This window comes from Geojedonia litorea (genome assembly GCF_042654525.1).
GTDB lineage: Bacteria > Bacteroidota > Bacteroidia > Flavobacteriales > Flavobacteriaceae > Geojedonia > Geojedonia litorea.
Genome location: NZ_JBHSGP010000014.1, coordinates 884114 through 896913, shown reverse-complemented (window position 1 = coordinate 896913; position 12800 = coordinate 884114). Strand labels below are relative to the sequence as shown.

The following is a 12800-nucleotide window of genomic DNA, read 5'->3' as shown; positions in this document are numbered from 1 at the left end:
GAGTAAAAATAAACATTTAATTATTCTCAAATTCCATATAAGCTTCACTCATTTTATTGACCTGTTCTTTGATAAGTTTATTGTTTACTGAACAGTATCCAAGAACCAATCCACTTTTCTTTTCCCCTTTTGCAAAATAGTTACTATAAGGGTAAGTTATGATTCCATTTTTAACCAAGTGCTTGCTCAAGGTGTAATCATCAACTTCATCTTTTAAGTTCCCAATTAAATGCAATCCCGTGTGACTTGCATCCAAATAAATTTTGTCTTCAAAATTCAATTTAAACGACTCCATAAATACTTTCTTTCTTTCAATTGAAACTTCGATGACACGTCTTAAATGTTTATTTAAATAATCTTTTTCAAGAAATGCGCTCAAAGTATGCTGAATTGAAGTTGGCACAAAACGACTCGATTGCGAATACAACGCTTTAACTGAGTCTATTAAATAATCTGGCAAAATCATATATCCAATGCGCAATGAAGGATGTAAAAGCTTATTGAATGTACCTAGATACACAACACGTTGCTGAGTGTCTAAACTAAATATGGAAGGTAATGGATTTTCCCAATTGCTAAACTCATGATCATAATCGTCTTCAACAACTAATGCCCCATTTTGAGAGGCCCAATTCAGCAATGCAATTCTTCTTTCCATACTTAATTTTACGCCTGAAGGATACTGATTTGAAGGTGTTGTATAAACTAATTTTACTTTCTTATCATTAATTTCATCCACAACAATTCCGTCATCATCAACTGGGATTGAATGTACTTTTGCTTTTAAGCTTTTAAACAAATTGTATGCGCTTGGATAGGTTGGATTTTCAATGGCAACTCCATCTGTAGGATCAATTAATATACTTCCAACTAGAAATAGCGAATGTAACGAGCCAGAAGTAATGACTACTTGCTCATAATTGCAATCGATATTGCGATATATTTTTAAATAACTAGCAATATTTTTGCGTAACTCTTTCAATCCTAAGGTATTTCCATAAGTTAATTGTGAAGGCTGTACTGTTTTCCAATAATCATTTGAAAGGTTCTTCCATTGTTGAACGGGGAAAATGTCTAATGGTGGGAGCCCTGGTCTAAACGCAATACCTCTACTACTGTTTTGAATAATATGGATATTTTTTTTGAAGGACTTCGCCAACTTTGAAATTTTTGGATAATTCCCGTCTACAACAGCAATTTTTAAATAATCTGTATTGCTTTCATTATGAGTCCATGAAATAAAATAACCAGAGCCAGGTATAGAATTAATGTATTTCTCTAACATTAAAAGATCATAAGCTTTTATAACCGTACTTCTAGAAACGCCTAAATCTTTTGCTAAAACTCTAGATGGCGGTAATTTAGTGTTCTTCTTTAGCGCTTTTGTAATTATTGCATTCTTTACTGCCTCATATAGATTAATATATATGTTTTTATATTGATCCTTATGCTTAAAACCCTGACTAACAAGTATGTTTTTAATATTGAAATGCAAAAATTGGTATGTTTACAAATTTAAAATTGGTATGTGCAATATAAGGTATTTATAAGTTAGTTTTATTACCTAAAGGTTTTTAAAGCTAATTAAAACAGGTAGATATGGATAGGTCAAAAAAAATTGGATTCTGGGCAGGTATCTTAATACTTACATTTACCATACTCTTGCCTCCCCCAAAAGGGATGCAACCAGAAGCATTAAGAGCTTTAGGTGTAGCACTGTTAATGGCAGTTTGGTGGGTAACAGAGTGCATTCCAATTTATGCCACCGCATTTGTACCAATTGCACTTTTTCCACTTTTAGGGATTTTAGATGCCGATACAACGACAGAAAACTACGGTCATAACTATGTACTTATGCTATTAGGTGGTTTTTTTCTTGCCAAATCTATTGAGTTGAGTGGGTTACACAAACGGGTTGCACTTTATATTATTAGTAAACTAGGAACGAGTAGAAGACGAATTATTTTAAGCTTTATGATTGCCACTGCATTTCTTTCGATGTGGATTGCCAATGTTGCTGTTGTGTTATTAATGCTTCCAATTGCTCTTGCTATAATAGATAAAGAAGAGGAAGAATCAAGCGAAAAGCGTAATCCTAAATTTGGACTTGCACTTATGTTAGCTATAGCATATGCGGCGAGTGTGGGTGGAACAGGAAGTTTAATTGGAACTCCTCCCAACATGGTATTTGCTGGAGTTTTTGCTAAAGCATTTCCTTCATATCCTGAAATTGATTTTTTACAATGGATGAAATTAGGTACACCTATCGTATTGATTATTTTGCCTATTGTCTGGTTTTATGTCATAAAATACTTTAAAATTCAAGGTAATTTCGCTGGAAGCAGAGAGATTATCAATCAAGAAATTAAAGCCATTGGAAAGTTATCTACAATGGAAAAAAGAGTCTTTATTATTTTCCTTTTTACAGCGCTTGGTTGGATTTTTAGACGCGATATCGTTTTAGACGGCTTTGTAATCCCTGGTTGGTCTTCATTATTAGGGATTAAAGATTATGTCCATGATTCAACAGTTGCCATTATTACAGCACTACTACTATTCTCTATTCCATCTGGTGGTACAAAACCTTCGGTTCCAAAACGACTTTTAGATTGGGATTCAGCAGCAAAAGTTCCATGGGGCGTGGTCATGATTGTAGGTGGCGGATATGCTATTGCCGATTCATTTAATCATACCGGTCTGGCAGAATTCTTAGGCTCTAAAATGAGTTTCATCAGTGATTATCCGATGTTATTAATTTTGGTAATAATTATATCCCTAATGATTTTTATAACTGAAATCAATAGTAACACAGCTACAGCTAATATATTTCTACCTGTGTTAGCAGCTATGGCCATTGCTGGAAGCATGAACCCTATTCTAATAATGATCCCTGCAACCTTTGCATGCTCCTTTTCATTTATGTTACCTTCTGGAACCGGAACCAATGCCGTGATTTTTGGAAGCAATCGTGTGACAATTCAAGAAATGGCTAAATGTGGTTTTGGACTCAATCTATTATGCGTCATTTTGTTGACCATGTTGATGTATGTATATGTTTTACCAATCCTATCAATTTAATTCAAAAACATGAAAATTTATTCCTCTTTATTATTTAGTTTGTTGCTCATAGTTGTATTGCACTCGAATGTTTTTAGTCAGCAAAAAACAATTTCAGAATTGAGCAGTTTAAAGGAGTTAAATTTAACCTCATCTGGAGTCCATCACTTTTGGCTTAATATGGGTACAAATACTTTTGGGCAACCTATTTTAGTGCCCATAATTGTAGTGCAAGGCAACGAGGTTGGGCCAACACTTGGTATTACAGCAGCTATTCATGGGAACGAGTTAAATGGTATTCCAATTATTCATCAATTAGCGGCGGCTCTAGATGCTAATCGATTAAAAGGAAGAGTTATAGCTATTCCTGGGATTAATACATTGTCAATTGAACTCAACCAACGTAAATTTGTAGATGACGAAGATGTAAATAGAAGCTTTCCAGGAAAATCAAATGGCAGCGAGAGTGAACAGTATGCTCATAAAATAAAAGAACGAATCTTACCTGTATTTGATGTTCATTTAGATTTACACACTGCTAGTTTTGGAAGAGTAAATACACTATACGCAAGAGCAGACGCTTCAAATGATACGATATTAAAATTAGCCGAATTACAACAGCCCGATATTATATTACACAGTAAAGGAAAACCTTCGTTTGGAACAACTTCATCCGCTACCGAAACCTTACGAGCAGAAGCTGCTGCTTTAGGCATCCCAAGTATAACCGTTGAATATGGGAATCCTCAAGTGTTTCAGAAGGATATGATCAATCGCGGTGTTAATGGGATTTTAAATACGCTTATTTGGTTAAATATGTATGACGGCAATATAAGCACAGACCCAATAAAACCTGTGTATTGTAAAAAATCGTACTGGATTTATACTGACAAAGGAGGATTTCTAGAAGTTCCCGTTAAGTTAAATCAACTGATTAAAAAAGGAGATCCAATCGGCATTATAAAAAATGCTTTTGGCGAAATTATTGACACTTATTTAGCCCCAGAAGATGGTATTGTAATTGGAAAAAGCACAAATCCGGCAAATAGGTCTGGTGGACGTATCATCCATTTAGGCATTTTAGAATAAATAATTCGCTATTTTTTAAAATTGGTATGACTACTTTTTTTAAAATTGGTATGCTCAATTTAACGAGATTACCATTTACTTTTAACATACTTAAAGTCATAGACAATGCGAGGTTTGGGGCCGAAATTATATTGTTTATTTAGTTTTGTAGCTATAGTTAATTGTTCTGGACCAAAATCAGTTGTTTTCAAAACTCCAGTAGACACTTCTTCAAAGCCAATTACCTATCAAGAAAAAAAAACATATGAACTCCTAGATGTAGATGTTTTTGCTTCAAATGAATTTGATGGTGCTCGATTAAATGGATTTGAAAAAATTAATGACAGCACAGCGCTTGTAGTTATTAATCCTGAAAATACTCCCATTAACAATAGCCCGTACTATGCCTTTAAAACATGGTCAAAACATCCTAAATCGTTTAATTTTACGTTTAAATATCCTATAGGTTTTAAGCATCGCTATATTCCTAAAATAGAAAAAAACAATATTTGGTCGATTATTGATTCGACTAGTATATTTAAAAATGACAGTCTAGTTACCATAAAGGTATCTTTAAGCCCAACGCCTCAAACTATTGCAGCGCAAGAGCTTCAATCATCTAGCGATGTTAAATATTGGTATACTCAACTCATCTCTGGAAAGAGTGACAAAGTAAGACTCAATAGTGCCGGTAAATCAATATTAGGCAGAGATCTCCCAGTTCTTAACATTTATAAAGGGAATCCCGATAAAAAAGAACTTATTGTTTTAATTACGCGGCAACATCCACCAGAAGTTACTGGTTATTATGCCTTTCAAAGTATTTTAGAAACAATACTTAATAATACAGAATTGTCCAATCAATTTTTGTCCAACTATCAAATCATCGCTTTTCCAATCATGAATCCCGATGGTGTAGATTTAGGCCATTGGCGACATAATTCTGGAGGGGTTGATATGAATAGAGACTGGTCTGTTTACAATCAACCTGAAATCCTACAAGCGGTTACTTATATCGAACGCACTCTAAAAAAAACTAAATCTAAACTTATTTTAGGTCTAGATTTTCATTCAACATGGTATGATATATTTTATACCAATGAAGATCGAGAAACCACTACAATGCCAAATTTTATTAACAACTGGTTTACAGCGTTAGAATCAAATATCCCCAATTATAAAGTCAATGAAGCTTCAGCTAATAGTGATAAACCCACTTCGAAAGGTTGGTTGTTAAATGGTCATAATGCTGTAGGGATAACCTATGAAATCGGAGATCAGACTCCAAAAGAAGATATAAAAATATTCGGTGAAATATCTGCCGAAGAAATGATGAAAATAATACTAACCAAAAATAATAATAATTAATCTTAACACGTATGAACAAAAAATTACTTTTTTCAGTATTTGTAATGATGTTGTTTTGTGCATTCACTTATGCACAACGAACTATTACGGGTACAGTTACGGACAATAACGGAGTTCCTCTTGCTGGAGCATCTGTAGTTGTAAAAGGAACTTCCAACGGAACCTCAACCGATTTCGATGGAAACTATAGCCTGAATGTTCAGGCTAATAGTGATGTTCTTGTCATAAGCTATATTGGCTTTAAAACTGTTGAAATTACAGTTGGAACACAATCTGTCATCAATGCTACGCTAGCTGACGATGCAGAAAGCTTAAACGAAGTTGTAATTTCGGTATTAGGATTTAAAGAAAATCGTGATGCCGTAGCCTCAACGTATTCAGTTATAAATGCAGCCGATGTTTCAAGTTCAAAAGAACCAACTCTTATTAATAGTTTAGCGGGAAAAGCCTCTGGTTTAACTATTACTGGAACGAGTGCTGATCCGGGTGCGGGTTCAACCATTCAAATTAGGGGTGTAAGTTCCATTAACGGAAGTTCGCCTTTGATTGTAGTAGATGGTATCCCTTTAAACAATAGTAACTTAGAGGGCTTTGGTAGTGACCAAGATGGTGGTATATCACAGCAATCAAGACTAAATGATATTAATCCAGATGATATTGAAACTATTCAAATTTACAAAGGGGCTTCTGCTGGGGCATTATATGGCTCTAGAGCATTAGGAGGTGTAATTGTAATAACAACCAAAAGAGGAAAAGAAGGCAAATTAAGAATATCCTTAAATTCTTCAGTTTCAATTGATCAAATCAACAGAAAGCACCCTTTGCAAACGGGTTATGGTCAAGGATCTGGTGGCAACTATAGTCCAACAAGTGCAAACTCATGGGGAGATAGAATAGCGGACCGATCTGGTGCTGATGATGTAGTTAACACATCGGGGCAGTACTTTCAAGCGGCCGATGGTACTATTTACTATCCTATTACAAGTGGAGGTAAAAATTCTACCGAAGTGTTTACACAGCGTAATTTTGACCAGGTATTTACCGATGGGATAGCAGAAGACCTTAAATTAAATTTATCTGGAGGTACAGAAAAAGCCACCTTTTATTTTAGTACATCCCATTTAAACCAAAAAGGGATTATGAGAAATAGTGATTATATTAAAAACACTTTTACTTTTGGTAACACCTACAAATTCAACGATTGGCTAAACTCATCGGCTAAAATATCTTATACCAATAGTAAATCTAATCGTATACAACAAGGCTCTAATACTGCAGGTATATATCTCGGACTTTTAAGAAATCCTCCAGATTTTGATATTAGTGATTATATAGGGACCTATTATGACAATAATGGCAACCCAACTCCTTTAAGACATCGTAGCTACAGACGCTATTTGGGTAATACTGCCAACCCAACGTATAATAACCCGTTGTGGACTTTGTACGAACAAACAAGTGACACTAAAGTTGATCGTTTTATTGGATCTTTAGATTTTAGTATAAAAGCAACACCATGGTTGAATTTTGTGGTAAGGGCTGGCTTAGATAATTTCAATGACGACAGAACCTATTTCTTCCCTATGTTCTCGGCAGACGGTGCAAATGCAGGTCGTTACGAAAATGAGATTTATAACAATACTGAAATTTCTGCAGATTTCATCTCACTTTTGAACTTTCAACTCACCGAAGACATTTCGGCTAAATTCACTTTAGGAAGTGCGATAAATGATAGAAAGCGCAAGCAAATTTATGTTGAAGCTTTAGACTTTTTATACAACAGTAGACTAAAAAATCCATCTATTGCAGGAAACATTAATGAACTGGAGCGCAATAGACGTATTAGAAATGTGAGATTCTATGGTCAGTCTAATTTCGAGTATAAAGATTTAATTAATTTAAATTTAGGATTAACTTATGAAGATGCCTCTTCGAGTGCGAAATCAATTACTTACCCAAGTGCTGAACTTGGTTTTAATTGGAGTAATTTACTCGATCTCGATAGTGAAAGTACGTTATCATTTGCTAAATTACGTCTAGCCTATGGAGAGGTTGGACTAGCACCAGATCCTCATGGTTGGGAAACAGGTTATGAAACTGCAACGTATTCAAGCTATTCCGATGGCATTTCTCTAACCGCCTTTGGGGGAGGATACAGATTAAATGATGATCAAGGAAATCCGTATTTAGAGTTTGAAAAGAAAAAAGAGTATGAAGCAGGATTAGATTTCAGGCTTTTTAGAAATAGATTAAAAGTTTCGGGAACTTACTATTTTAACGAAACGAGAGACATGTTATTGCCCATTGACCTTAATCCATCCTCTGGATTTGACACCTTATTGGGTAATATTGCAACTTTAGAAAATAAAGGTCTTGAATTTGAATTTGACTATACATTTCTAAAAAAAGAAGACTTATCGATGAGTGTATATGGTAACGTATCAACTAATAAAAGTGAAGTTACTTTTTTAGGAGGTGTTACATCAGTTAATTTTACCCCTGGTTCATCAGTAAAATCAAGCGCTGTTGTTGGCCAGCCTTTAGGAGTATTACTTGGTAGTGCTGCACTGCATAACCCTGATGGTTCATTAGATTTAGACGCAAATGGATTCCCACAATTAGACACATCTGGAGATAAAGTTCTTGGTGATCCTAATCCAGATTGGCGAGGTGGAGCTGGTTTAAGAGTTAATTATAAAGGCTTTTCATTAAATGCGTTATTTGAAACTAGCCAAGGCAATGAAATGGCAGAGCGTACGCGTTTTGTATTGCAAGGATTTGGTACTCATGCTGTGACTGGAAACGAGGTCACCCCAACACAAAATCTTGTGAACTATGCAGGCAATACTATTCCTGCAGGAGTATTAGTGAGAGGTAATATTCAAGACTTTGGTGGCGGCCCAGTACTTTTAGACGAAAGCTGGTATACAAGTCTTGGTGGCGGTTTTGGTGGTTCAGTTATCAATGAATTTGCTGTTTCTGATGCTAGTTGGACTCGTTTAAGAGAATTAAGTTTAGCCTATAGCTTAAAAGGTGAATGGCTTACTAAGGTTGGATTTGAATCTATTCAACTTTCACTTACAGGTAGAAATCTAGTCATTTGGACTGATATACCTGGTATTGATCCAGACGTTAACCAGTTTGGAGATGGCGTTGGTAGAGGTTTAGACTATTTCACCAATCCAAGTTCTAAATCTGTTGTATTTGGAATTAACATAAACTATTAAAAAAATGATCACAATGAAAAAACATATCAGAACATTTATTTATTCAGTGCTGCTTCTAACGTTTATAGGTTGCGATCAGTATCTGGATGTTAACGAAGACCCTAACGTTGCTACAGACGTTCCTGCCGAGTTACTTCTCAAAGGAATGGAATTGGCAGATGTACAAATACAGTCAGGACATTTAATGCGTATATCACAATTTTGGACAGGGCAAATGCGAGGAATTGCCAACCTTTATTCGCGTATTAATGACTACATCATTTCTCCAGAAGAAAGTAATGGTATCTGGGCATTTATGTACCATGGTATTATGACTCAAAATGATATCATACAAGAAAACTCTGAAGACCAATTGGTGAAAGGTATTGCGAACGTTTTAGAAGCTCATGCCATTGGAAGCATGGCCTCTATGTTTGGTGATGTCCCATATTCACAGGTAGGATCAGATGATGTTCCTTTTGATGGGCAATTACAAGTTTTCCAAGCTGCTCAAACATTATTAGATCAAGCAATTGTACAGTTAAGCACCGTTCCAACCACAAGAAGATTTAGCAATGATATATTACTAAATGGCAATCCAACATCTTGGATACAGGTTGCAAATACGCTTAAAGCAAGGTATTATTTAATGACAAGACAATACCCAGAAGCTTATTCGAGTGCACAAATGGGAATTAGTTCTGCAGCAAACTCAATGCGATATGCCAAAGCTTACAGTGCATACGGTACAACCAATGAAAATAGTAGTTTATACTTTTTAATTTTAACAGGAAGCCGTGCTGGAGATTTAACATCTACTGGATCATTTATTCAAAGTCTATTAAATCCGGCAAACATGACTTCTAGAAATAACATAAAAACCAATGAAAGTAGAAGACGCGACTATTTAACACTAGATCAAAGTGGTATTAATGCTAACCGATTAAGCGCTGCTAATGCAACAATGCCAATGGTAACTTACGAAGAAAATCTTTTGATTTTAGCAGAAGCTGGATTTAGAACCAGTGGTTTTAACGAAGGTCTTTCTCGTTTAAATGCTTTAAGAGCTTACTTAAGAACATCAGGAGCTTTTGCCGGAGACCCTGCTTTAGCGAAGCAATATGATGACTATTTGGCTATCGATTTTAGTATTGGTGGCATCGAAAATCTAGATGGCATTAATTCTAATAGAGCCTTATTAAGAGAAATCATGGAAGAGAAATATGTTTCAACCTTTGGTACTTTGGTAACCTTTGATGATGTTAGACGAATTAGAGCAACAGATAATGATATTGCTTTGCCAATTCCGCTAAATGCAGGAAGCCAATATCCAGAACGAATGCTTATCGCTCAAGACGAAATTGACGGGAATACAAATGCTCCAAGCCCTATCCCTGGAATATTCACTAAAACTCCTGTAAATCAATAACTTTTTAATTATGAATAAGGCTACTTAAGTTTTTAAATAAGTAGTCTTATTCTTTTTAAACACACCAAATGATACATATTATTCAAATAGGGTTTGGACCTCTAGGGATCCAGACTGCAAAGTTTATTGCCCAAAAGTTAGAACTCCAAACTGTTGCGGTAGTAGATATTAGACAAGAATTAAATGGAAAAACTTTGAAGGACGTATCTTCAGAACTTTCTGAACAAGTATTCATTCATAATTCTGTAAAAGAAGCTATTGCTTCGTTGCAAGTTAAGCCTGATGTCGCAATAATTACCACAGTTTCAAGTTTAGCAAAGCTAATTCCACAAATTGAAGACATCGCGAAATTTGGCATTCCAGTGATCTCAACCTGTGAAGAACTGTCTTATCCGTGGAAAACTTATCCCGACTTAAGTCTACAATTAGATTTACTTTGTAAAGAACACCAGATAGCCTGTTTAGGAACAGGGGTTAATCCTGGTTTTTTAATGGATTATTTACCTTCTGTAATGGCTTCAGTTTGTAAAGAAATTGATCAAATTACTATTGAACGTATTCAGGATGCTACCTTTAGACGTGTTCCTTTTCAACAAAAAATAGGTGCTGGCTTACAGATAGAAGCTTTTAATGAAAAAGTGAATCAGGGCACCTTACGGCACGTGGGCTTAAAAGAATCTGTGTACTTATTGGCCAATTCTATTGGTATGCCAATTACAAAAGTCACCGAAGACTTAAGCCCGGTTCTAGCAAAGCGTGATTTAAGTACAGATACACTACAAATAAAACGAGGAGAGCCTTCGGGTGTTGAACAAGTTGCACACGCATATGAGGAGGAAACTCTAAAAATAAAAATGTATTTTAGAGCAGCTATAGGTGAAGAGCGTTCCTATGACAGAATAACGATAAAGGGATCCCCTTCATTTATATCAGAAATCGATGGTGGTATTAATGGTGATATTGCCACTTGTTCAATCGCCATCAACAGTATAAAGTCTGTATTAAAAGCTGCTCCTGGATTACATACTATGGCAACAATTGGTGTTCCAGGCTATATTAACTAAATCATGAAAATCTTAAATTATTTAAGTATTAAACTCTGTATAGCTATAGTTGGTGTAGTTTTTTTGATGTTCTTAATGCTGGCCTGCAAAAAAGAAATTCATGCCGATATATTAATTGTAAACGGAACCGTTTATAATGGTATCGATACTATTCCAACGAACAATGTCATCGGTATAAAAGATGATAAAATAATATATATTGGTAAAAGTGATAGTTTACATATCGTAGCCAATAAAATTATAGATGCCTCAGGCCTTATTCTTGCGCCAGGGTTTATAGATCCTCATACACATGCCGACAATGATTTGGTCTCTTTAGAAGATTCGCACAATAAGTCATTCCTTTTTCAAGGCGTGACAACAGTAGTAATCGGTAATGATGGTTCTAGCTTATACCCTACATCTTCAATTTCTTCTACATTAAACTCACAAGGTATTGGTACTAATGTTGTAATGCTTGTTGGTCATGGCACAATCAGAAAAGAAGTTTTAGGTCTTAGTGATAAAAAGGCTACAGATACTGATATTGCGAAAATGAAATCTTTGATTCAAGAGGAAATGGATGCTGGTGCATTTGGTATGTCAACCGGTTTATTCTATGCTCCTGGTAGTTATTCTAACACCAATGAAATTGTTGAATTGGCCAGAACTGTTGCTAAAAATAACGGAATCTATGATACACACTTAAGAGATGAAGGATCCTTTTCAGTGGGGTTAGTGTCAGCAATAGAAGAAGTAATCGACATAGGAAGGCAAGCGAATTTACCTGTTCATATTTCGCATATAAAATGCTTGGGAGTTGATGTATGGCATCAAAGCGATTCGATAATCAGACTTATTGAAAATGCTCAAAAAAATGGTATTGATATCACTGCTAACCAATACCCATATGAGGCATCAGCAACAGGCTTACAGGCAGCCGTTGTGCCTAGATGGGCGGAAAGTGGCGGCAAAGATTCGCTCTACTTTAGATATAATAACATAAATTTTAAAGCAGCTATCCTAAATGAAACACGACAAAATATAATTAGAAGAGGTGGCCCACAAAAGCTTTTAATAGTGGCCTATGAAGACGAAAATGTAATTGGTAAAAATCTGTTGGAAATTTCTGAAAGCTTAAATATGAGCCCCGAAGAAGCTGTTTTTGAATTATTAAAATTAGGATATGTCAAAGTTGCATCTTTTAATATGAATCCTGATGACATAAACAATTTCATGAAACAACCTTGGGTTGTAACTGGATCTGATGGTGGTTCGGGGCACCCAAGAAAATATGGATCATTTGCAAGAAAATATTCCAAATACGTAGTGAATGACAAGCTAATTGACCTATCTTTTTTTATCAATAATAGTAGTTATAAAACAGCACAAATATTTAAAATCCCTAAACGAGGACTATTAAAAGAAGGATATTTTGCTGATTTAATTCTTTTTGATCCAAAAGCATTTAAAGACAAAGCAAGCTATACAAGCCCTTTTGAATTTTCAGAAGGACTCATTTATTCTATTATCAATGGTCAAATAATTATTGATGATGGAAAGTACACTGAAAAACGAGCAGGCCGCGTCATAAAAAAATAGGACAACTCGTTTAAGGCAAGTTGTCCT

At 35.2% G+C, this 12800-nt stretch carries 8 protein-coding genes; 7 read left to right on the top strand and 1 reads right to left on the bottom strand.

The features are described from left to right. Positions 1 to 16: 16 nt before the first annotated feature. Positions 17 to 1495, bottom strand: a complete 1479-nt coding sequence (gene pdxR, locus ACFO5O_RS11970) for a MocR-like pyridoxine biosynthesis transcription factor PdxR (RefSeq protein ID WP_387964075.1) — start codon at positions 1493 to 1495, stop codon at positions 17 to 19. A 104-nt stretch (positions 1496 to 1599) separates the two neighbouring features. Between pdxR and ACFO5O_RS11965 the strand changes: the two genes are divergently transcribed. The 7 genes from ACFO5O_RS11965 (at position 1600) to ACFO5O_RS11935 (ending at position 12773) form a co-directional block, all read left to right on the top strand. Then, positions 1600 to 3078: an SLC13 family permease gene (locus ACFO5O_RS11965; protein ID WP_387964073.1), complete on the top strand. Its 1479-nt coding sequence runs from the start codon at positions 1600 to 1602 to the stop codon at positions 3076 to 3078. Positions 3079 to 3087: 9 nt separating this feature from the next. Further along, positions 3088 to 4146, top strand: a complete 1059-nt coding sequence (locus ACFO5O_RS11960; RefSeq protein WP_387964071.1) for a succinylglutamate desuccinylase/aspartoacylase family protein — start codon at positions 3088 to 3090, stop codon at positions 4144 to 4146. A gap of 105 nt (positions 4147 to 4251) precedes the next feature. Beyond that, a complete protein-coding gene (locus tag ACFO5O_RS11955; protein WP_387964069.1) occupies positions 4252 to 5493 on the top strand; it encodes a M14 family metallopeptidase in 1242 nt (413 codons plus the stop codon). A gap of 11 nt (positions 5494 to 5504) precedes the next feature. Then, positions 5505 to 8720 carry a SusC/RagA family TonB-linked outer membrane protein gene (locus ACFO5O_RS11950; RefSeq protein WP_387964067.1) on the top strand — a complete coding sequence of 1072 codons (3216 nt, stop codon included), beginning with the start codon at positions 5505 to 5507 and terminating at the stop codon, positions 8718 to 8720. 13 nt (positions 8721 to 8733) lie between these two features. Then, positions 8734 to 10128, top strand: a complete 1395-nt coding sequence (locus ACFO5O_RS11945; RefSeq protein ID WP_387964065.1) for a SusD/RagB family nutrient-binding outer membrane lipoprotein — start codon at positions 8734 to 8736, stop codon at positions 10126 to 10128. Positions 10129 to 10196: 68 nt separating this feature from the next. After that, positions 10197 to 11192 carry an NAD(P)H-dependent amine dehydrogenase family protein gene (locus tag ACFO5O_RS11940; protein WP_387964063.1) on the top strand — a complete coding sequence of 332 codons (996 nt, stop codon included), beginning with the start codon at positions 10197 to 10199 and terminating at the stop codon, positions 11190 to 11192. Positions 11193 to 11195: 3 nt separating this feature from the next. Further along, a complete protein-coding gene (locus tag ACFO5O_RS11935; RefSeq protein ID WP_387964061.1) occupies positions 11196 to 12773 on the top strand; it encodes an N-acyl-D-amino-acid deacylase family protein in 1578 nt (525 codons plus the stop codon). The last annotated feature ends 27 nt before the right edge of the window (positions 12774 to 12800 follow it).

What these genes read in the sequence shown, in the direction of transcription:
- ACFO5O_RS11965 (WP_387964073.1), top strand. Translation starts at nt 1,600, where the DNA reads ATGGATAGGTCAAAAAAAATTGGATTCTGGGCAGGTATCTTAATACTT.
- ACFO5O_RS11960 (WP_387964071.1), top strand. Translation starts at nt 3,088, where the DNA reads ATGAAAATTTATTCCTCTTTATTATTTAGTTTGTTGCTCATAGTTGTA.
- ACFO5O_RS11955 (WP_387964069.1), top strand. Translation starts at nt 4,252, where the DNA reads ATGCGAGGTTTGGGGCCGAAATTATATTGTTTATTTAGTTTTGTAGCT.
- ACFO5O_RS11950 (WP_387964067.1), top strand. Translation starts at nt 5,505, where the DNA reads ATGAACAAAAAATTACTTTTTTCAGTATTTGTAATGATGTTGTTTTGT.
- ACFO5O_RS11945 (WP_387964065.1), top strand. Translation starts at nt 8,734, where the DNA reads ATGAAAAAACATATCAGAACATTTATTTATTCAGTGCTGCTTCTAACG.
- ACFO5O_RS11940 (WP_387964063.1), top strand. Translation starts at nt 10,197, where the DNA reads ATGATACATATTATTCAAATAGGGTTTGGACCTCTAGGGATCCAGACT.
- ACFO5O_RS11935 (WP_387964061.1), top strand. Translation starts at nt 11,196, where the DNA reads ATGAAAATCTTAAATTATTTAAGTATTAAACTCTGTATAGCTATAGTT.